The organism is Sorlinia euscelidii (assembly GCF_036452135.1).
GTDB lineage: Bacteria > Pseudomonadota > Alphaproteobacteria > Acetobacterales > Acetobacteraceae > Sorlinia > Sorlinia euscelidii.
This window is the reverse complement of record NZ_JAWJZZ010000001.1, coordinates 635,414-656,871: the sequence shown is the minus strand read 5'-3', so window position 1 is coordinate 656,871 and position 21,458 is coordinate 635,414. Positions and strand designations below refer to the sequence as shown.

Here is a 21,458-nt window from a genome sequence, read left to right as displayed (position 1 = left end):
GGATATCACCATGCGCCGCCGTTACTTAATGCAACGATTTGCCTTGCCCGCTCTGGCCAGTCTCACGCTCGTCGCCTGTCAGAAGGCCACTGACACGTCTCAGCTCGCGCCTCTGCCCAATGGCCTCCTTTCTGTCCCGCCACCACCGGCGCCGGGCAGCCTGGCGCAACTTCAGGATCAGCAGATTTTCACCGCGACCCGTCAATGGAAAGACTCTCCACGTTGGAAGCTCGCCGTCAATGATGATGATTACACGTTGGATCACGCTCTCCGGAATTTTTCATGCGCGGCCGGGTTTGAGATTGACACGGCTAAAGCGCCGCATCTGCGTCAACTGGCACGGGACGTTTTGAAGCTTGAAGCACCGACGATGGTCTCGTTGAAGCGCCACTTCGCCCGCCAGCGACCCTTTGTCGGCAATGATGCGCCGACCTGTATGGTGCATAAAGCGGCGCTTGGCCCTTTCCGCTCCTACCCGTCCGGCCATACGATGATGGGGACCACGCTCGGCTTCCTGCTCGCATCCCTGATGCCGGATCACGCTGATGCACTCTATATGCGTGCCCGCATCTACGGGGAAAGCCGTATCGTCTGCGGCGCACATTGGGCCTCAGACGTTGAAGCCGGCTTTCGCATCGCCGCGCAGCAGACCTTCCTCATTCTGATGCGGCCTGAAATCAAGGCGCAACTTCCCGCTGTCAGGAAGGAACTCGACGCCCTCCGTGCAGAAAACGGGAAGCCGGATGCGGCTCAATGCGCGTTGGAAAAAGAGGCAAACGCGCATTCTCCCAACCGTTTGCCGTGAAGTTACGGGCTTTCCTGCCCTGATGATGATTCGCGTGCTGCATAATGGGGGTGCGGCATGCGGATCATTTTCCCTACCTTCCGCGATCGATACGAGCTGACCCGCTCTCGCCGCATGCCCGTATAGACGCGGCGGTCGGTCGGACTGGAGTGCGCGTCTCCTATCCAGGAGATGAGATATCGGGTCGCTTGGCGGGCGCAACGACCTTACTCTGCCAGCAAACGGCCTCGAGCCGCGAAAAGCAAATCATTAAAATTTGTAATCAGCGCGTTAGACAAAAATATTAAAGAAAATTTATAATATCCCTGCAACAACAATAAGAAAGGGAAAAAAATGCCTCTCTTCACAAAAAAGTTCCTGCTATCGGCGTCGGCTTTGACGGTCCTGGCCGTTGGGGTCAGTCAGCCCTTGCGCGCTGACACCTCAAACCGCTCAGATAATGCGGCGCCGAATGGCTATCTGATTATCCCGGCGCCGCCTGCTCCAAAAACGGAGGCCCTCCGACGCGATCAGCAAATCTTCAACGAAACGCGAAAATGGAAAGGCTCACCACGATGGGAGCTGGCCACCGTTGATGATGATTTTTCCCTTCCTGCCGTCATCAACGATTTTTCCTGTGCGCTTGGGTTGCGGCTTGACCTTACGAAGACACCGAAGCTGAACAAATTGATGAATGACGTCATCGCCATTGAACAGCCGAGGACGGACGCGGTCAAAGAACGCTGGGCGCGCGTGCGGCCTTATGTCGGGCACGATGAAGCGCCTCTATGCATTAAGGATCGTGCAACGAAAGACCATAACCGCTCCTACCCCTCAGGGCATACGGTCCGCGGTAATATCGTGGCCTTTGTGCTGTCCGTTATCATGCCGGAGCGGGCAGAGGAAATCCTCGCGCGGGGGCGCATTTACGGGGAAAGCCGTATCGTTTGCGGCGCGCATTGGTCGACAGATGTGGTGGCAGGTTACAGCCTTGCAGCGGGCCTCGCCCCCGCAATCTTAAGCCGACCCGAAATTCAGGCGCAGATCCCGGCTGTGCGGGAGGAATTATTAGCGCTGAAGCAACGTCTCAACGCGCCAGAACAGCGCGTCTGCGAATTGGAGAAAACCGGTAATGCGGTGAGCCCTTTCCGCGTCCCTTGATTGCGGGACGCGTGTGATGTGAAATTGGCTTCCTCTCACACGCGCCCCCTCCTGCTCTGCGCCGTCGCACCTGTGAAAGATTTATCGCCGGTGCGGGGCGCAGGGTCAGACCTTGGCTCGGATGTAATCGATGAGCGTTTTGGCGGCGCGTTCCGGGCCGCAATCCGAGGAAAGCGAGAGTGACGGATGGTCCGAACTTTCAAACGGGGCATCGACACCGGTGAAATGCGAGATTTTCCCGGCACGGGCGGCGGCGTAGAGCCCCTTCGGATCGCGTGACTCACAGATGTCAGCTGATGTATCGACAAAAATTTCCGAGAAAGCTCTGCCGATAATCTCCGCAGCGAGGGCGCGATCGGATTTCATGGGCGTGACAAGCGCGACCAGCACAATATGGCCCGCCTCGGCAAACATCCGTGCCACATGGGCCGTGCGACGGATATTTTCCCGACGATCCTCCTGCGAAAAACCGAGATCGCTATTGAGCCCGGCACGCAGACTGTCACCATCAAGCACGATGCAACGCTGCCCATCGCGGAATAAGCGGGCCTCGACTTCCCGCGCGATCGTGCTTTTACCGGCAGCGGGGCGACCGAAAAGCCAGAAAACATGTCCCTGACGCTCTCCCGCAGCGCGACGCGCCTCGGAGGAGATCACGCTTTCTGTCGGGTGAATCGTGTGAGAGGGGTCGGAAATTTCTGCCGCACCAATCAGAGGCGCGCCGCCGACGATCTGTTGATATTGGTCGACCAGCACGCCACGCCCATCATTGAGGCCGGGGGTGAAAATATCGAAAAGTACCGCATGGGCGGTCGTCAGCGTAATGGTCGCAAAGCCCTCCGGCCCGACCATATCGGCCTTCTGAAGGGTCATGTCCTCAAGATTGACGACGGAATCAATGGAGGCGACCGTCACTGGATATTCCGCAGGCCCGAGGCGCAGGGTCAGGCGCTCACCGCGTCTAAGGCCCTCTTGACGCAACCAGAAGACACGCGCCTGTATCCGTGCTGACCGCACCGGGCGCGGCGTGTCCTCATCCGGGTTGAACAGCAGATCGCCGCGATCCGGCACGATATCCGGTTCCAGGCGCAACGCAATGGATTCCCCAGGCCCGGCAACGGGCAGGGCTGACGCGTGCCAGCGTGCGATTTCAGCGACACGGGCCGTCTGGCCCTGTGTGCCGATGGAAATCATCGCCCCTTCGCGGATGATGCCACGATCAACCCGGCCGACAACATATCGCTTCTCGTCGAAGCGATAAACATCCTGCACCACCATGCGAAAGCCCAGGCGTGCACGTGGTGCGGGCGGGGGGACATCGGCCAGAGCCTGCACCAGGGTCGGGCCTTTATACCACGGGCTGCGATCAGACGGCGCCGCGATATTATCCCCATCCCGCGCAGAGGCCGGGATGACGGCATCGACGGACACATTCAACTGCGCCAGAAGCGCACGGATCGCCTGCTCAGCCGCTTCAAGGCGCGCGGCATCAAATGCGAGCACATCCGCTTTATTCATCAGAACAATCACATGGCGGATGCCGATCAGATGCAGCAACATGGCATGGCGACGCGTCTGATCCTGCGCGCCTTCCGCCGCGTCGACAACGAGGACGGCGGCTTCAGCATCCGCCGCGCCGGTAATCATATTGCGCAGAAATTGCCGGTGGCCGGGCGCGTCGACAATGACGAAATCGCGCCCCTTGAACTGGAACGGAATACGCGTTGAATCGACTGTGACACCCTGGTCACGTTCAATCTGGAGGGAGTCGAGAAGGAAGCTCCATTCGACCGGTCGCCCGCGCTTCTGGCTGCTTTCAACAATCTGTCCCAGCCGCCCCTCGGGGAGGCTGTCCGTGTCGTGCAGAAGCCGCCCGATCAACGTGGATTTGCCATGATCAACATGGCCGACGATCACAATGGGCGTCGCCGCATTGCGGGCGGCATTTTCCGCGGGGTGAGGCGCTGTCATCATTGTCATTCTTAGAGATACCCTGCGACGCGGAGACGCTCAAACGCGTCCTCAGACTCATGATCCATCGCGCGGCCTGCACGCTCGGATGTTCGGCTTGATTGGAGTTCGGCGATGATGTCTTCAAGCGTGGCAGCATCGCTTTCTACCGGATTGGTGATGTCCTGATCACCAAGGGACCGGTAGCGCCTGCCATTTTTGGAGAAATACAGATCAACAACCGGGATGTTCTCCCGCTGAATATATCGCCAGATATCAATCTCACGCCAGGAGAGGAGCGGATGCACACGGATATGCATGCCCTCTTCATGCGGCGTCGCATATTGGTCCCAGAATTCGGGCGGTTGGTTGCGGACATCCCATTGGTGCCCGGCGCCCCGAGGGCTGAACACGCGCTCCTTGGCGCGGGTGGCCTGCTCATCCCGGCGGATGCCGGCAATAACGCCGCGAAATTTTTGCTCTTCAATCAAAGCTGCGAGACCAGCCGTCTTCCGCGCGGCAGAGCGTGCGGCCGGGGGCAGGCTCGGATCAATTTCCTCAACGGGCGGACAATCTCTGACAACCAGATCGAGATTCCATTTTTTGGCGTATTCATCCCGGAAAGCGTACATTTCGGGAAATTTCTTGCCCGTATCGACATGAAGGGCGGGGAAGGGCACACGACCCATGAAGGCCTTACGCGCCAGCCAGATCATCACATTGCTGTCTTTACCCAGGGACCATAACATGCCCAACGGGCGCAGTTTGCGATAAGCCTCACGCAGGATAAAAATGCTTTGCGCCTCTAACTGGTCAAGATCATCCAGTGCGCGCGGCGCCATGTCAGAAGTCATACGGTGCTCCGGTCTGCGGGGGTGAGGTGGATGCCGCATTCTGTTTTGACATGCCCGGCCCAACGGCCTGCGCGCGGGTCTTCCCCCGGGCGGACAGCGCGCGTGCAGGGCGCGCAGCCGATGGAGGCAAAACCAAATCCGGTCAAAGGATGTCGCGGCAGATTGCGCCGACGGATTTCCTGCTCAATATCTGCGCGGGACCACTCACTGAGCGGGTTGATGCGCGCTCTTCCATCTGGTTGCGGTTCGACAACTTCCATGTCGTTGCGTGTCGCGGCCTGGCCGCGTTTGCGCCCCGTCACCCACGCATCATAATGTGAAAGCGTGTCAAAAAGCGGTTCCGTCTTACGCAGGGCGCAGCACGCGTCCGGGTCGAAAGCGGCCAGCTGATCCTGCGGGTCACGCTGCGCCAGCATCTCTGACCGGGGCATCACGTCATGCACATCTTTCAGGCCAAGATGCGCGACCAGCTCATCCCGGTAACGCAGCGTTTCGGGAAAGTGGCGCAACGTATTGAGGAAAAGGACCGGCGTCGACGGGTCAATCTCCGCGACCATACTGAGGAGAAGGGCGGACTCCGCGCCGAAGGATGACGTCACGGCCAAGCGGCCGCGCAGCATCCGGATCGCCGTTTCAAGCACGGTATCGTTCGGCACTTCCCGCAATGCGGAAATTTCTTCGAGAGAGAGTGGCATGGCCGCCTCATTAGAATTTATAAACTTTATGTCAGCAAAAGCTAATCACTCACGGCAAAACGTTCAATAGGTAAAATGCATCAAATAACGGCTTCTTATCGTTGAATAGGCCGCAATTTCACGACTTCACCGATTATTGTCATGGTGGGTGAGGTGATCCCGTTTTGTGTCACGATTTCGGGAAGCGCTTCAAGCGTTGTCATAAAGACGCGTTGCGTTTCCCATGTTCCCTTTTCAATAATGGCGGCCGGCCAATCCGGCGGCAGCCCATGTTCCACAAGTTTCCGTGCTAATGTGGCAAGGGGGGTCAGGCCCATATAAATGGCAAGGGTTTGGCCTCTTTTCGCAAGTGCGGCCCAGTCCAGCGCAAGTTCCTGCCCTGATTTGGCGTGACCCGTGACAAAAATGCAGCTTTGCGCATAGTCACGATGTGTCAGGGGGATACCGGCAGACGCGCCGCATCCACTCGCCGCGGTGATGCCTGGTATGATACGCACAGGGATGTCCTGCCGCATCAAAGCATCCATTTCCTCCCCACCCCGCCCGAAGATAAATGGATCACCCCCTTTGAGTCGCAGGACGCGCAGGCCCTGCCGTGCCTTCTCCGCGAGGATCTGCGTGATCTCCGTTTGCGGCAAAGTGTGGTGACTGCGTTTTTTGCCCACAAAAATACGCTCGGCATCGCGGCGGAGGCGGTCAAGGATGGCATCGGGGATCAATTGGTCATAGAGGACGCAATCGGCATTCTGCATCGCGTTGAGGGCGGCGAGTGTCAGCAGGTCCGGGTCACCCGGGCCGGCACCGACGAGCCAGACTTCGCCCATCTTGCCGGTCCCGGCGGTCTCTTTGGCGACAGAATTTTCAAGCGCCATCCGGGCGGCTTTCCGATCGTCTCTTTCCGCAGCGCCACGCCCGCCGGAATCAAGGAAGCGCTCCCACGCGTGACGGCGTTGCGTGATGTCGGGCAGGGCATCGCGTACCCAAGCGCGCTGGCGTTTCATGAATTGCGCGAGGCGCGCCACGCCGTGGGGGAGGCTGGCTTCAATCTGCGTGCGCAGCCGTCGCGCCAGAACCGGGGCGGCACCCCCGGAGATAATCGCGACCTGAATGGGGGAGCGGTCAATAATGGCGGGGGTAATGAAGCTTGAGGGCGGTATGTCATCCACCACGCAGCAGGGCACGCGGCAAACACCCGCCCATAAAGCGAGCTGCCGGTTATAAGCCGCATCCTCTGTCGCGATAAAGATCAGCCGCGCTTCCTTCAGGGTAGCACGGATAGACGTTTCATCGCGCTCATCACCGGCGCGATAAATCTGCCCTTCATCAATACGGGTGCGGAGTTCCGAAACGGGATGGGTGGTGAAAATCCGGATATCCCGGGCGCGTGAAACGAGAAGGCGCGTTTTATTGGCGGCGGCCATACCGCTACCGACCACAATGCAAGGCGCGTCATCGACGCGCAGCGCTACGGGCAGATATTGGGGTCCGTCAAAATCCGAATGCAACTGTGCCTGTATCCTGTCTTTCTCTTCTGACGCATAAAATCACGTCAGAACCACTGCGGACACAGATAGGATGGATAGGCCTGAGAAAAAAGGCGCTTTAGCAATAAAGCGTGATGAAGCGGCTCTCGGCGTGTGCCTCACTCCGTCACATATTCCCCCTGCTCATGCCTGACGCGCGGGACGTTCGGCAGAAGACGACGCTTATCGATTGAACCACTCTGTGAAAAAACAAGATAAAGCGTGAAGCTGACACCACACCCGACAAACCAGGATAATTTATTGAGCAAAGCGAGGGTCGGCACGAAGGCGCCGATGACGGCGAGGAAACCGCCAATGATGAAAGCGAGAATGGCCGCGACGCCCCAGCCATAAAGCCCCTCATAGAGCCCGTCACGACGATAAAGATCGGGCAGGGAAAGAAGCTGGCGCCGTCTGACGAAGTAATCCGCCAGCATCACCCCGGTCACCGGCCCGAGAAGACCGCTGATAATGTTGAGCAGTGCAAACACACTCGTCGCCTGGGTGAACCAGAGCCAGGGCATGAAAGCGAGGCCGAGAATAAGGACGAGATAGGCGCTACGGTGGAAATCAAGCCGACGCGGCATGAGATTGATGAGGTCGTAACAGGCGGGCATGATATTGGCGACGACATTGACGGATAATGTTGCGATGACGATCGTTGCGCCGCCTAACAGGGTGACTGTCGTGTTATTCAGTGCGAGAAGCAGATCGACCGGATTCCAGATCGCATGGCCAAAAACAATGACCGTTGCGGAGGTCGTCACAATCGCCATCGGGGTAAAAATCAGCGCCGTCACAGGCAGGCCGATAAACTGCCCGATAATTTGATCGCGCTGGGATCGGACAAAGCGGGAGAGATCGGGCACATTGACCGCGAATGATGCCCACATTCCCATAATGCCGGTGACGCCCCCCGCAAACGTGCCGGCAAAAGCCCAGCCATGAAGGTGTGAGGGCAGGGCGAAGAGCGGGCCGATGCCATGCCCGACCGATAACCCCCAGAGGGCCGCGCCCGCGCCCATAATGATGACAAGGGGGCCCGCCACCAGTTCAAACCGCCCGATGCTCTGGATGCCGTGATTCATGATCCAGCCATGAAGCGCCCAGATGAGCGCCAGGGCGCACCAGCCATGCATTGTCATGCCAAGCCAGGTAATGGACAGCGTTTGCCACGCGGGCCAGACCGTCATCATGATGGCATCGACTGCCTGAGACGCGGCATAAGCCTGCACGGAAAACCAGAAGATGGCGCAGAAACCGCGCAAAAGGACTGGTAATTGCGCACCGACAGGGCCGAAGGCACTGCGGATCAGGACACAGAAGGGCAGGCCATAACGCGTGCCGGAGACGGCATTGAGGCACATGGCGATGAAGAGCACGGCATAGGCGACCGCCACGACCTCCAGACATTCCACCGCTGAAAAGCCGAGGGCCATCAAGCCCGCAGCAGCCTCATACACGACGATATTATGCACCATGCCCATCCAGATCGTGGCGAGGTTCAGCCAGTTCCAAGGGCGTCTGTCATGCGGGACAGGGGCAAGATCGTCATTATAAAGCTTCGGGTCAGGCGCGAGGGGAAGTGTCGTCAAAATCTTTCCTCCGGCAGGTCGCGACAGGATGCGGGGCCATCCCGCGCCCGGTGGCAGGGCGCGGACGGCGCGTCACGACAATTGCAGGCTTCATGCTGACATAGAATCTCGTTTCGAAAAAGAAATAATATGGTCAATTTAATGACGATGTTTTAACTTACCGTTTCGGGTGGGAAATGAGGGCGTCGCCATGAAGGCGGCACGCCCATTCTGCGCGATAAATCCCGGATTCTGCCCCGTTTCTGTGAGCAGGATTTGGCCGATCGACAAAATAACATGAAGATGGTGGCCGTATGATGCCCAACTCCCTGAAGGATTATTGTCGAGACCTTACCGGTTATGGCGCGAAACCGCCTGACCCGCATTGGCCTGGGGGCGCCCGCACGGCGGTGCAGTTTGTCATCAATTACGAGGAGGGCGCGGAAAATGCCATTCTTCATGGGGACAGCCAGGCTGAGGCGTTTCTCTCTGAGCTCGTCGGAGCGAAGAACATCCCGGGGATGCGCAATATGCAGATGGAGAGCGTCTATGAATATGGCGCGCGTGCCGGGTTCTGGCGGCTTTATCGCATTTTCACGGATGCAGCTGCACCGGTCACGGTTTTCGGGGTTGCCATGGCGTTGGCGCGTCACCGGGAAGCCGTTGCGGCCATGCGCGCGGCATCGTGGGAAATCGCCTCACATGGTTATCGATGGATTGATTATCAGAATGTGCCGGAAAGCGTTGAACGAGAGCATCTGCGTGCGGCGATCGAGATCCACAAGGAGGTGACCGGCGCCGCGCCAGAGGGGTGGTATCAGGGCCGCACCAGCCCGAATACAGCACGCCTCGTGGCGGAGGAAGGTTGTTTCACTTATGACGCCGATTCCTATGCGGATGACCTGCCATATTATGATCACCGTCATGGACGCGCCCAGTTGATTGTGCCCTATAGTTTCGACACGAATGACATGAAGTTTGTCGGATATAATGGCTTTACGGAAGGGGCGCAATTTTACCGCTATTTGCGGGACAGTTTCGAGATGCTGCACCAGGAGGGCGGAAGAATGATGTCCGTCGGACTCCATTGCCGCATTGCAGGTCGCCCCGGGCGGGCGCTGGCTGTCCGGCAATTTCTGGACGACCTCAAATCGCGACCCGATGTCTGGATCGCGCGGCGCATCGATATCGCCCATCACTGGCTACGGAACTTCCCGCCGTGACGGGCGCGCAAACCGCGTCACATCGGCGTTGCCTCGAGAAGGCGTTCGATGCATTCCGGGTCACTCAACGTTGATAAATCTCCGAACCCATCTTTCTCGCCACTTGCAATTTTCCGAAGAAGGCGGCGAACATTTTTACCGGAACGCGTTTTGGGTAGATCATGCACGACATAAATATGCTCCGGCACCGCATAGCGCCCGATCCGCCGGGAGACGATCTGGCGTGCATGTTCCGGCAGCATGTCGGCCCGCGCCGTGTCTCTCGGCACGATGAACACCACCACGGCCTGTCCTTTCATCGGATGCGGTATCCCGATGGCGGCACACTCCGCAATGTCACGATCATCGGCCAGAACATCCTCGATTTCGGCTGAGCCGATGCGGTGTCCGGAGACATTGATCACGTCATCAACACGCCCTGTAATCCAGTAATGGCCATTTCCGTCGCGCCGCGCCCCATCGCCGGTAAAGTAGTAGCCGGGATAAGGGGCCAGATAGATTTTCTGGAATAACGCATCATTTTTCCAGATGGAGAGGGCGCGTCCGGGCCATGGGCGACGCATACATAATACGCCCTCGCCTTCACCTTTGATTTCCCGGCCGTCCGCTCCCAGAAGTACAGCGTCAATGCCGGGCAGGGGTAAGGTGGCGGCGCTCGGCTCACCTTCAACAATGCCGGGGACGGGGGAGATCATGATGCCTCCCGTTTCTGTCTGCCACCATGTATCCACAACATGGCATCGGTTGCGGCCAATGACCCGGTAAAACCACTCCCATGCCTCACGGCTGATCGGTTCACCGACGGAACCCAACACGCGCAGGGAGTTCAGATCGCACGCACCCGGCACGTCATCACCCTCCCGCATCAGGGCGCGGATCACGGTGGGGGAGGTATAAAAGCTCGTGACGCGATATTTCTCGATGACGCGCCACCATTGGCCAGGGTCGGGATAGGAGGGCATACCCTCATAAATCAGGATCGTCCCCCCATTGCAGAGCGGCCCGTAAGCCACATAACTATGCCCGGTAATCCAGCCGAGATCCGCCGTGCACCAGAAAATATCACCCTCACGATGGTCAAAAACCACATTCTGGGTAAAGCTTGCCCAGGTGAGGTAACCTCCCGTGCCATGAATGACGCCTTTCGGCTTCCCCGTACTCCCTGAAGTATAAAGCAGAAAAAGGGGATCATTTGCATCGCGCGTAACGCAGGGAAGCGTATCCGGTGCGGCGCTGATCAGGGGAGCGAGGAGATGGTCACGCCCTTCCTGCATCGGCACGTCTTCATGCGTCACAGACATGACGAGGATGGTGTCGATCTGGTCCGGTGGAAGGTGCGTCAACGCCGCGTCAATTGTTTTCTTGAACGGGACGCGCTTCGGGCCGCGTCGACCCACATCGGCGGTGATGATGAGTTTGGCATCCGCATCTGCGATACGGTCAGCGATGGCTTCGGCGGAGAAACCGCCGAAAAGCACCATATGAATTGCCCCGATCCGTGCACAGGCGAGCATCGCGATCACGCCCTCAGCAATCGCGGGGAGGTGAATCGCCACGCGATCACCCTCTTTGACGCCGAATCGCATAAGGACGTTTGCCATCCGGCAGACTTCCCGATGAAGCGCGCGGTAAGTCAGTTCCCGCTTTTCTTCAGGCGACTCTCCCTGCCAGATCAAAGCTAACTGGTCACCGCGCATCTCAAGATGACGATCCACGGCATTGTAGCAGGCATTCAATTTTCCACCGTCAAACCACCTGCCGGCAGCATTCAGGGCCTCAGTTGGCGCGGTGAACCATGCCAGGCGCATGGCAAGATCCATCCAGTGTGCGTCCGGGTCGAGTGCCGCTCTCTGCTGCATCTCGTGCCATCGGAATATCGGGGGGAGGTGCTCCGGCGCTTCGTGATTATGTGCCGCGGTGGATGTCATTCATGAAGCCCTTGATGATACGGGAAGACCAGCAATCCTGATTGGAAGTAACCGCCTGGAACGCGTATGACGCGGCGCAACGTGCCCGCATCCTCATCCAGCCGACCCCAATCCTTGCAATATTGCGCGCACCCTGTCCACTCGCGACCGGCAAGCGCTGCGCGTCAACACGTTCAATATGCGCTGTTTCCTTGATTAAGCTGCGTAAAGTAAAGCAAAGGCGTGCCAAAGGGATGCATCATCAGGTCGTTCAAGTTTCTGTCATTGTGCTGGAATGGATGATATAAATGAGTTTCTTTGAGGGCCTCACGGGAAGGCGTGTGATGACGGACGATCCTCTTCGTAACGCGACGGAAATCATCGAGAAATCGATTGAAAAAGATGTGATTCCCTCCGTGAAAAGCTTCTTTGATGAGGCGACATTCACGGCGAGCCATGTTGTTTATGATCCGACAACGCGTGAAGCGGCGATTATCGATTCCGTCATGGATTATGACCCCGCATCCGGCCGGACGGGGGAGGCCAGCGCCCGGAAGATCCTGGACTTCATTCATGCTGAAAGCCTCAATGTGGTCTGGCAGCTCGAGACCCACGCCCATGCCGACCATCTTTCAGCCGCCCCATGGTTGCAGGAGAAACTGGGCGGCAAGCTTGCAATCGGGGCGCGTATTATTGATGTGCAGAACGTCTTCGGGAAAATCTTTAACGTGGGCACAGACTTTGCCCGGGATGGCTCCCAATTCGACCATTTATTTGAAGATGGTGAAAAATTCCGCGTGGGAAAGCTGGAAGCCATGGCGCTTCACGTGCCAGGCCATACGCCAGCGGATATGGCTTATGTCATCGGGAACGTCGCTTTTATCGGTGACACGTTATTCATGCCCGATTTCGGCACGGCACGTGCCGATTTCCCCGGTGGTGATGCCAGGCAGCTTTTTCAGTCTATCCGCCGCCTTCTCTCCCTCCCGCGTGAGACGCGGCTTTATCTGTGCCATGATTATAAAGCGCCGGGACGGGACGCATTTTGTTTCGTCACATCGGTCGGGGCGGAGCGAGACGGGAATATCCATGTGCATGACGGCGTCTCGGAGGCGGCTTTTATCAAAATGCGCCAGGAACGGGATACGCATCTCACCATGCCTCACCTTCTCATGCCGTCCGTGCAGGTCAATATGCGCGGTGGTCATCTTCCAGAAGCGGAGGATGATGGGGTAAGTTACATCAAAATTCCGGTCAATCGCCTCTGAGGCAGTCGCAACCCGGCCAGGAAGCAGGAGAATAATATGAGCGTGGAACCCCTATCCGCCGACTTTACCGCCGCGGGGCAGGTCACAGTGGATGATATGCCGCGACTCGTCAAAGAGGGCTATACCGCCATCCTTTGCCTGCGACCGGATGATGAAGAGCCGGAACAGCCGAAAGCGGCTGAAATCGCCGCGGCTGCCGAAGCGGCTGGTTTGCAGTTCGGCCTTCTGCCCATGCGGTCGAGTGAGCGACCGCATGAGGACATGTTACGGCGGCTGCAGAACATCATCAATGACCTTAAAGGTGATGATGCGAAAGCCCGCATCTATGCTTATTGTCGCTCCGGCGGGCGGGTGCGCATTGCCTATGACCTGTTGCGAGCCCTTCCCGGCCGAAAGCATGTCGCGGCCCATAAATTCGATGTTGTCATCGTGGGGGGCGGTTCCGGCGGGATCGCCACCGCGGCGAGCCTCATCAAAAGGCGGCCGGAATTGACAATCGCGGTCATTGAACCGGCAGCCGCGCATTACTACCAGCCCGCCTGGACACTCGTCGGTGGCGGGGCTTACAGCAAGCACGCCACAAAGCGCACGGAAGCGTCCGTCATGCCAAAGGATGTGAATTGGGTGCACCATGCGGTCACGGCATTCCGTCCCGAAAATGACACGATCCTACTCGAGGATGAGACGGAAATCTCCTACAAGGCGCTGGTGGTCGCGACGGGCCTTAGGCTGAACTTTGACGCGATCCCGGGGCTTGAGGAGACGTTGGGCAAAAACGGCGTGACCTCAAATTACCGTTATGACCTCGCGCCTTATACGTGGGAGTTGGTGCAGGGCCTCAAAGCCGGCAAAGCCATTTTCACCCAGCCGCCCGCGCCGTTCAAATGCGCTGGCGCGCCGCAGAAGGCTGTCTATCTATCCTGCGATGCCTGGGCGAAACGCCGTGTCAATGACGCGATCTCGGTCGAGTTTGACGTGGCTGGGCCTGCTTTATTCGGCGTTAAGGATTTCGTTCCCGTGCTCATGTCGTATATTCAGCGATATAAAGTCGATCTACAGCTGAATTCAAAGCTCGTGCATGTTGATGGCGACGCGAAAACAGCGACATTTGAGCGACAGGTGGCTGGCAAGACGGAGATCGTTACGCAGCAATTTGACATGCTGCATGTCGTGCCACCCCAATCGGCCCCGAAAGTCGTGCGGGAGAGCGCGCTTGCCAATGCGGAGGGCTACCTCGCGGTTGATCCGCAGACTTTACAGCACATCACCTTCAAAAATGTTTTCGGTGTGGGGGACGTGATTGGCACGTCCAACGCCAAAACAGCGGCCGCCGCCCGGAAACAGGCCCCTATTATCGCGGAGAACCTGTTGGCGACGATGGACTCCCGGGATCTGCCTTACATTTACGATGGTTATGGCGGTTGTCCGCTTACCGTCGAGAACGGTAAGGTTGTCCTTGCGGAGTTCGGCTATGGTGGCAAATTGATGCCGAGTTTCCCGAAATGGATCATCAATGGTTTTAAGCCGTCCCGCGTTGCCTGGACCCTGAAAAAATACGGCCTGCCCTTTATATATTGGAATGCGATGCTCAAAGGGCGGGAAATCATGCTCGGGCTGAAGCGCCGTTAGACGCGCTGACGCCGCCCGTGCGCGATCATCTCAAAAATGTCAGCCGATTTGCGCCGTCGGATATAATCGCCCGACGGTTTCTTATCGTGTCTGCGTTGTCTGATGATAAGCTGGCGGCGATTGATTCTGACTTCCGGAGAAGAAATTCAGCGCATTCATCGGATTTATGTTGAGGGCGTAGGCTGCGGCGACCACAATGATGATGCCGACAATGCCAATCCTGCCTTTGGCATTAGACAATGTCGTCAACATGCCCGGCGCCGCCTGATTGTTGTAGCCGGCATTGTTGTTGCCCTGCTTGAAAAAATTACCAAACACACTCGAATCATGGTTCGGGGTGGGCGCGTCAACATTTTCTGGTTTCGGCGGCGTGTCCTGGTTGGGAAGCTGATCAGTCATTTAAAAATTCCTCGTTAACGATGTTCTCCGACAACGCAACAGGGCTTGACCCGTTGCAAACCGCTATCTTTTCGGCCCTCCGCGCCCTTGATCATCGTGGGCAATACCGGTTTTAAGCTTTAACGATTGAACGCCATTTGACGGTGAGGCCCAGTTGTGAGAAGTCGGAAGATCAGGCGCGCATCATGAATCGCGTCGCATCGCTCAGGGCCAAGCTTTTTCCGGGGAAGAGAAGGTCGAAGAAATGAGTCGTTTCCAACGTCGTGGCTTCCTCTCAATCGCGGGTTTGGCGGGTTTAGGCGGCGTCGCGCAGGCCATGCCCATGGGCGCTCCGCATTCCGGCAAGGAAAACGGACGCAAGATGGCCGGCACCTCGCCCGGTCCGTCCAAAGCTCATGCGCCACCCGCGCAGCAAAACCCGCATGCCGCCGCCATCCCTGACTTTGTCGCATCTCTTAATCGCGCTGAAATGCACAAGGTCGATGGCGGATGGGCGCGGGAACTCAATCACGCGCAGTTTCACGCCTTAAAAGACTTGGCCGTCGTCAATATGGGGCTTGAGGTCGGGTGTATGCGCGAGATGTTCTGGCGACAGCAGGCAGAGTGGGGCTACGTCGTCTCCGGCAGATGCCGCATCATGTCGCTGGATGAGCAGGGACGCTCCTCCGTCGATGATGTCGGGGCGGGCGATATATGGTCAGTCCCTGCCGGGACGCCGCACAGTATCATCGGGCTTGCGCCAACCGGTGCGGAAATTCTGATGTTTCTGGATGATGCAGACGGTTCGGAATTCCATACTAATTCGATTTCGGCGTGGGTAGCCGCGACACCGCCCGAATTGCTTGAGAAAAACTTCAACACGCCACAACAGGTTTTCGTCGCGTCGAAAAAAGAGCCGCGCTGGATCAGCCGCCTCTCCAACCCTGGCGACCTTGATACGGCACGCAAAAATGCGCGGATCAGGCCGGGGGCGGAGAAAATCGTCTATCTCTTCTCGCGCTCCAATTTTTATGCGCGCTCAGCGGGGGTTACATGCAGGTTGTCGACCCGATGAGCTTCCCCGCCAGCCGTCCTTTTTCAGCCGCGAGCGATGTCATTCACGTCAATGGCATGCGTGAGATGCACTGGCACCCTCATGCGGCGGAATTTGGCATTGTGCTTTCCGGCACGGCAGAATTGACCGTAATGTGCACGGATGGGCATCAAAAGACGGCGCGTCTCGATAAAAATGACGTCTGGAATATTCCGCGTGGGCAAGGTCATTGTGTCGTCAATCGCGGTTCACAGGATCTGCATATCCTGACGGTCTATAAGGCTGATCGATATGCTGGTTACGGCCTCTCCGACTGGTTGACACATGTGCCCGTGGAAGTCACGGCGGAGACACTCGGCCTTCCCGTTGATGTGATCGACCATTTCCCCATGGCGCGAAGGGGTTTCATGCCGCGCTGAGGCATGACGGGAAGATCCGGCATGGCGTCAACGTCCGAATGGCTGATCATCCCCGCGTCTATGACAGGGCCTGGCTCAAGTTTCGCCACGCTGTCACACGTCAGATTTCCTGCCAAACCTTAACAAAATATGAAAAATGTCGTCGTTCGCGGTTGTTTTTAACTTATGAACTATGATCTATAAACGGAAAATAAATTTTTAAGATGTCCTTGCGTCACCGGGGTGATTCATCCGCGTGACGCCAGCCTTGAAGGACATCTCTGTTGCATTTCACGATAAAAAGGCTATTTGATATGTCCTCTGCTTTTCCCGCAAAAACGCCTTTTAAGGCACGATATGAGAATTTCATCGGCGGAAAATGGGTGCCGCCGGTCAATGGCGCTTACATGACCAATCGTTCCCCGGTTGATGGCCGCGTCCTCTGTGAAGTGCCGCATTCATCTGATGCCGATGTTGAACTTGCTCTTGACGCGGCCCATGCGGCGCGCGCGGCATGGGGCCGGACGTCCACCACGGACCGCTCCCGTATTCTGCTGAAAATCGCTGATAAAATGGAGGCCAATCTCGACCTCATTGCGCAGGCGGAAACGTGGGATAACGGTAAGCCCATCCGTGAAACGACAAACGCCGATATTCCGCTGGCGATCGACCATTTCCGTTATTTTGCGGGCTGCATTCGCGCGCAGGAAGGCGGCATCAGTGAGATCGACGAAACGACCTACGCCTATCATTATCATGAGCCTCTCGGCGTGGTCGGGCAGATCATTCCCTGGAATTTCCCGATCCTTATGGCCGCCTGGAAGATCGCGCCGGCACTCGCCGCGGGGAACACGATTGTCCTGAAACCCGCGGAAACGACGCCCGCCAGCCTTCTTGTCGTGATGGATCTCATTGCCGATATTCTGCCCCCCGGCACGCTGAACATTGTGAATGGTCTGGGCAAGGAAGTCGGTTCGGCTCTAGCTGGCAATAAGCGCATTGCGAAGATCGCCTTTACAGGCTCGACGGCTGTCGGCCAGCGTATCGCGCATCAGGCGGCGGAAAACATCATTCCCGCAACGCTGGAACTGGGTGGCAAATCGCCGAATATCTTCTTTGCCGATATCATGGACAAGGATGATGCTTATTTCGATAAAGCCCTCGAAGGCTTTACGATGTTCGCGCTCAATCAGGGGCAGATCTGCTCCTGCCCCAGCCGTGCCCTCGTGCAGGAATCCATCTTCGACGCTTTCATGGAACGGGCCGTTGCGCGCGTCAAAGCCATTAAGCAGGGTAACCCGTTTGACCCTTCGACAATGATGGGGGCCCAGAATTCCACGATGCAGCAGGAGAAAATTCTCTCCTATATCAAGATTGGTCGTGAGGAAGGCGCTGAACTTCTCACGGGTGGCGACGCCGCGAAATTAGGCAACGGGTTGGATGATGGTTTCTACATTCAGCCGACGGTCTTCAAGGGTCATAACAAAATGCGAATCTTCCAGGAGGAGATTTTTGGCCCTGTCCTCGCCGTGACAACCTTTAAAACGGAAGAGGAAGCCCTCGCCATCGCCAATGACACGGAATATGGTCTGGGCGCTGGCGTGTGGAGCCGTGATGCGAACACATGCTTCCGTATGGGGCGTGGCATTCAGTCCGGACGCGTCTGGGTCAATTGCTATCACGCCTATCCCGCGCACTCTGCTTTTGGCGGATATAAAAAATCGGGCATTGGACGTGAGACGCATAAGATTATCCTCGACCATTACCAGCAAACAAAAAACATGCTGGTCAGCTACAGCGAGGATAAAGTCGGTTTCTTCTGAGTAATGGCCTGAAGGGTAGGGGTGACCCTGCCCGACCTCTCAGAAAAGGGCGCCCGTTAAAAGGCGCCCTTTCTTATGGCTTGGTCTCGTTTGAACGAGGTGCTTTCAAGGCCGTCCAAAACGCAAAAGGCCGTCCAACGCGCGTCGAAGATGGAACATCCCGTCAGGATATGACGACATTCGGCGCCAGCAATTTTTTCGGGTCAATGAGACGGTCATATTGCGCTTCCGTCAATTTTCCGGAAGCAAGCGCCGCCTCTTTCAGGGTGCAATCCCGCGCCATCGCCTCATGGGCGATTTTCGAGGCCGCGTCATATCCAATCTCCGGCGCCAAAGCAGTGACAAGCATCACCGATTCATCGACGTAACGCTGGATCCGTCCAGTGTTCAGTTCCGTCCCCTCAATCAGGAAGTGGCGGAAGTTTTCACAGCCATCATGGATCAGGGTGATGCTCTGCAGGATGTTATAGATCATCAGCGGCTTATAAACATTCATCTGCAACAGCCCGGACGCCCCGCCCATTCCGACGGCAACATCATTGCTCATCACCTGCAAGGCCAGCATCGCCAGGGCCTCTGCCTGTGTCGGGTTCACCTTGCCCGGCATGATGGATGATCCTGGCTCATTCTCCGGCAAATGAAGTTCAGCCAGCCCGGCGCGCGGCCCGCATGAGAGGAGGCGGATGTCATTGGCGATTTTAAACAGCACCCCGCCAAGCCCCCGGAATGTGCCGGAGAGATGAACAAGCGCATCATGCGCAGCCTGAAGGGCAAATTTATCATGCCCGCTGGTAAAAGCGTGACCTGTCAACGTCGCAATCCGGGCGCAGGCATGGGATGCGAAAGCCGCATCCGTATTAATGCCTGTGCCGAGCGCCGTGCCACCTAAAGCGAGGGGATAAAGCCCCTTCACCGCGTCCGCCACACGCGCGGCGGCCTCCCGCAATTGCGTTGCGAAGGCGGACCACTCCTGCCCGACACTCAAGGGGACGGCGTCCTGCATGTGGGTGCGACCGATTTTGACGATGTCGGCCCATTGATCCGCCTTCCGTTGGATAGCTGCTGCGAGCGCCTGCACCGCGGGCAGCACCTTACGCGTTGTCCCCAGCACAGCGGCGATATGCATCGCTGTCGGGAAGCTATCGTTGGAGGATTGCGACATATTAACATGGTCATTCGGGTGCACCGGCATTTTGCTGCCGAGCGCCGTCCCGGCAATCTGGCAGGCGCGGTTGGAAATCACCTCATTGACATTCATGTTAAATTGCGTGCCCGAGCCCGTCATCCAGACATGAAGGGGAAACATTTCCACATGTTGCCCGGCGAGAAGCTCATCACAGACTTGCGTGATCAGGTCATGTTGCGACTTACCGAGGCGTTGGCTGGCGGCATTGGCCTCGGCGCTGGCCTTTTTGATCATGGCGAAGGCCTCAATCATCTCTACCGGCATTCTCTCCCAACCGATGCTGAAATAATGGAGGGAGCGCTGCGTCTGCGCACCCCATAATTTATCGGCGGGAACATCGATATCGCCGAGCCCATCTCGTTCGGTCCGAAAATCCGTCATTATACGCGTGCCTTGCTGTAGCTTTTATATTGGGGGAACCAGATATGCTGGTTGATCATGCCGTCAAGCGCATCATCGGTGAAAGCCGCACACACACCATCCGCGCGTGCCTGAAGCGCCGTTGCAATGGCGATATCACGCGCGACATCCTTTAACTGCGTGACCGGGGGCAGCAAATTACCGTCCGGATCGTGACGCAGCGGAGAAAGCGCGGCGAGCTTTTTGGCGGCGGCCATAAACATCGCCTCCGTCACACGTGTTGCGCGACACGCTATAATGCCCAGACCCATGCCAGGGAAGATGTAAGAGTTGTTTGTCTGATCAACCCGACGCGTCTTGCCCTTATGGGGGAGAGGCGGGAAAGGGCTGCCTGTGCTGACGAGCGCCTTGCCGTCCGTCCAGCGCATAATGTCTTCCGGTGTTGCTTCAGCATGAGAGGTGGGATTGGAAAGGGGGAAGATAATCGGCCGTTCCGTCTTGCGGGCCATATTGCGGATGATCTCCTCCGAGAAGACGCCCGCCACGCCGGATACGCCGATCAGAATGGCGGCGTCGATTTTATCAATCAATGTGGCGAGATCACCTTTCGCGCCCGACCAGTCACCGCGCGCAAAGAGCTTCTGACCCTCATCCAGCGTTTCCAACCTTTGCGCTGTCAAAAGTCCGTCTTTATCCAGCATATAGAAGCGTTGACGGGCTTCCTCATGCGGTGTGCCTTCATCTTCCATCGCCGCCAGAAGCAGGCGCGCAATGCCGACACCTGCGGAACCCGCGCCGAGCATGACGATCTTCTGATCCGAGAGTTTTCTGCCGGAGGCCTGATTGGCGGCGAGTATCGCGCCCGCGGCAACGGAAGCCGTGCCCTGAATATCATCATTAAAGGTGCAAAGTTGATCCCGATATTGCGCGAGGAGGCGCGCAGCATTCACCCCGGCGAAATCCTCCCATTGCAGCAGGACATGCGGCCATCTCTTTATGACGCATTCAACAAATTGCGCGATAAACGCATCATATTCCGCGCCCCGAACCCGCTTGTGACGGCTACCAATATAAGACGGGTCCGCCAGCCGCGCCTCATTATCCGTGCCGGTATCGAGAAGGATCGGGAGGGTATGTTGCGGGGCAATGCCAGCACAGGCGGTGTAAAGCGATAATTTGCCGATCGGGATGCCCATCCCCCCTGCGCCCTGATCACCCAAACCGAGGATGCGTTCCCCATCACTGACGACAATCACCCGGACGTCATCAAGCGCGGGGTCTGCCAGGCGGGCTTCCATATTCTCCCGATCCTCGTAGGAGAGGAACAGGCCGCGCGGTCGTTGCCAGATGGAGGAGAATTTCTGACAGGCCTCCCCAACAGTCGGGGTGTAAATCAAGGGCAGCATTGTTTCGAGGTCAGACGCGATTAAGGCGTAAAACAGAGTTTCGTTACTATCCTGAATGCTGCGCAGGTAAATATGTCGGGCAAATGACGACTCCATATCATCAAGCAGCATCCGCGCTGTTTTTAACTGTTCGTCCAACGTTCTGACGGCAGGTGGCAGATGCGCATGGAGGCCAAACGCGTCGCGCTCCGCCTTGCTGAAAGCCAGACCCTTATTGAGAACGGGGTTCTCCAGGAGGCTTTTTGCGGAAAGGTGGAAAGCGAGGTTTTCTGTCATGGCGTTTTA

At 57.4% G+C, this 21,458-nt stretch carries 18 protein-coding genes; 8 read left to right on the top strand and 10 right to left on the bottom strand.

Annotation, left to right across the window (positions count from 1 at the left end; genetic code table 11):
- Positions 1 to 10 precede the first annotated feature (10 nt).
- Together CGLAMM_RS03090 and CGLAMM_RS03085 are read left to right on the top strand one after the other, a co-directional pair.
- Positions 11 to 805, top strand: coding sequence for an acid phosphatase (locus CGLAMM_RS03090; protein WP_394819361.1), 795 nt, complete (start codon positions 11 to 13; stop codon positions 803 to 805).
- A 333-nt stretch (positions 806 to 1,138) separates the two neighbouring features.
- On the top strand, positions 1,139 to 1,945 hold the full coding sequence (locus CGLAMM_RS03085) for an acid phosphatase (RefSeq protein WP_394819362.1): 807 nt from the start codon (positions 1,139 to 1,141) through the stop codon (positions 1,943 to 1,945).
- A gap of 105 nt (positions 1,946 to 2,050) precedes the next feature.
- Here the strand turns inward: CGLAMM_RS03085 and cysC are convergent, their stop codons facing one another.
- From cysC to CGLAMM_RS03060, 5 genes are all read right to left on the bottom strand, one after another.
- A complete protein-coding gene (gene cysC, locus CGLAMM_RS03080) occupies positions 2,051 to 3,925 on the bottom strand; it encodes an adenylyl-sulfate kinase (protein WP_394819363.1) in 1,875 nt (624 codons plus the stop codon).
- Positions 3,926 to 3,927: 2 nt separating this feature from the next.
- Positions 3,928 to 4,722 (bottom strand): sulfate adenylyltransferase subunit CysD, encoded by a 795-nt coding sequence (gene cysD / locus CGLAMM_RS03075; protein WP_394819726.1) that lies wholly within the window; start codon positions 4,720 to 4,722, stop codon positions 3,928 to 3,930.
- Positions 4,723 to 4,745: 23 nt separating this feature from the next.
- Complete coding sequence (locus tag CGLAMM_RS03070; RefSeq protein ID WP_394819364.1) at positions 4,746 to 5,444, bottom strand: phosphoadenylyl-sulfate reductase; 699 nt, start codon at positions 5,442 to 5,444, stop codon at positions 4,746 to 4,748.
- Positions 5,445 to 5,539: 95 nt separating this feature from the next.
- Positions 5,540 to 6,949 (bottom strand): siroheme synthase CysG, encoded by a 1,410-nt coding sequence (gene cysG / locus CGLAMM_RS03065; RefSeq protein WP_394819365.1) that lies wholly within the window; start codon positions 6,947 to 6,949, stop codon positions 5,540 to 5,542.
- A gap of 137 nt (positions 6,950 to 7,086) precedes the next feature.
- Complete coding sequence (locus CGLAMM_RS03060) at positions 7,087 to 8,562, bottom strand: NCS1 family nucleobase:cation symporter-1 (RefSeq protein WP_418115324.1); 1,476 nt, start codon at positions 8,560 to 8,562, stop codon at positions 7,087 to 7,089.
- Positions 8,563 to 8,855: 293 nt separating this feature from the next.
- Here CGLAMM_RS03060 and puuE point away from each other — a divergent pair, with 293 nt between their 5' ends.
- Positions 8,856 to 9,764 (top strand): allantoinase PuuE, encoded by a 909-nt coding sequence (gene puuE, locus CGLAMM_RS03055; RefSeq protein WP_394819367.1) that lies wholly within the window; start codon positions 8,856 to 8,858, stop codon positions 9,762 to 9,764.
- A 17-nt stretch (positions 9,765 to 9,781) separates the two neighbouring features.
- On the opposite strand, the gene acs is transcribed toward puuE, so the two are convergent.
- Together acs and CGLAMM_RS03045 are read right to left on the bottom strand one after the other, a co-directional pair.
- The gene (gene acs / locus CGLAMM_RS03050; protein WP_394819368.1) at positions 9,782 to 11,692 is read right to left on the bottom strand and encodes an acetate--CoA ligase; all 1,911 of its coding nucleotides are present in this window, start codon (positions 11,690 to 11,692) and stop codon (positions 9,782 to 9,784) included.
- Entirely contained in the window at positions 11,670 to 11,921 is a 252-nt protein-coding gene (locus CGLAMM_RS03045; RefSeq protein ID WP_394819369.1) for a hypothetical protein, read from the bottom strand. The genes acs and CGLAMM_RS03045 overlap by 23 nt, the downstream gene beginning before the upstream one ends.
- Before the next feature lie 94 nt (positions 11,922 to 12,015).
- On the opposite strand from CGLAMM_RS03045, the gene CGLAMM_RS03040 reads away from it, so the two are divergent.
- On the top strand, positions 12,016 to 12,939 hold the full coding sequence (locus CGLAMM_RS03040; protein WP_394819370.1) for an MBL fold metallo-hydrolase: 924 nt from the start codon (positions 12,016 to 12,018) through the stop codon (positions 12,937 to 12,939).
- Between the two features lie 36 nt (positions 12,940 to 12,975).
- Positions 12,976 to 14,568 carry a bifunctional protein tyrosine phosphatase family protein/NAD(P)/FAD-dependent oxidoreductase gene (locus tag CGLAMM_RS03035; protein ID WP_394819371.1) on the top strand — a complete coding sequence of 531 codons (1,593 nt, stop codon included), beginning with the start codon at positions 12,976 to 12,978 and terminating at the stop codon, positions 14,566 to 14,568.
- An 81-nt stretch (positions 14,569 to 14,649) separates the two neighbouring features.
- Here CGLAMM_RS03035 and CGLAMM_RS03030 read toward each other — a convergent pair whose 3' ends face one another.
- Positions 14,650 to 14,967, bottom strand: a complete 318-nt coding sequence (locus CGLAMM_RS03030) for a hypothetical protein (protein ID WP_394819372.1) — start codon at positions 14,965 to 14,967, stop codon at positions 14,650 to 14,652.
- A 244-nt stretch (positions 14,968 to 15,211) separates the two neighbouring features.
- Here CGLAMM_RS03030 and CGLAMM_RS03025 point away from each other — a divergent pair, with 244 nt between their 5' ends.
- The 3 genes from CGLAMM_RS03025 (at position 15,212) to exaC (ending at position 18,221) form a co-directional block, all read left to right on the top strand.
- Entirely contained in the window at positions 15,212 to 16,021 is an 810-nt protein-coding gene (locus CGLAMM_RS03025) for a cupin domain-containing protein (RefSeq protein WP_418115323.1), read from the top strand.
- Positions 16,000 to 16,419: a cupin domain-containing protein gene (locus CGLAMM_RS03020; protein WP_418115322.1), complete on the top strand. Its 420-nt coding sequence runs from the start codon at positions 16,000 to 16,002 to the stop codon at positions 16,417 to 16,419. The genes CGLAMM_RS03025 and CGLAMM_RS03020 overlap by 22 nt, the downstream gene beginning before the upstream one ends.
- A gap of 293 nt (positions 16,420 to 16,712) precedes the next feature.
- Complete coding sequence (gene exaC / locus CGLAMM_RS03015) at positions 16,713 to 18,221, top strand: acetaldehyde dehydrogenase ExaC (protein WP_418115321.1); 1,509 nt, start codon at positions 16,713 to 16,715, stop codon at positions 18,219 to 18,221.
- Positions 18,222 to 18,384: 163 nt separating this feature from the next.
- Here the strand turns inward: exaC and CGLAMM_RS03010 are convergent, their stop codons facing one another.
- Together CGLAMM_RS03010 and CGLAMM_RS03005 are read right to left on the bottom strand one after the other, a co-directional pair.
- Complete coding sequence (locus CGLAMM_RS03010; RefSeq protein ID WP_394819374.1) at positions 18,385 to 19,788, bottom strand: class II fumarate hydratase; 1,404 nt, start codon at positions 19,786 to 19,788, stop codon at positions 18,385 to 18,387.
- Positions 19,788 to 21,449 carry an NAD-dependent malic enzyme gene (locus CGLAMM_RS03005; protein ID WP_394819375.1) on the bottom strand — a complete coding sequence of 554 codons (1,662 nt, stop codon included), beginning with the start codon at positions 21,447 to 21,449 and terminating at the stop codon, positions 19,788 to 19,790. The genes CGLAMM_RS03010 and CGLAMM_RS03005 overlap by 1 nt, the downstream gene beginning before the upstream one ends.
- Between the last annotated feature and the right edge of the window lie 9 nt (positions 21,450 to 21,458).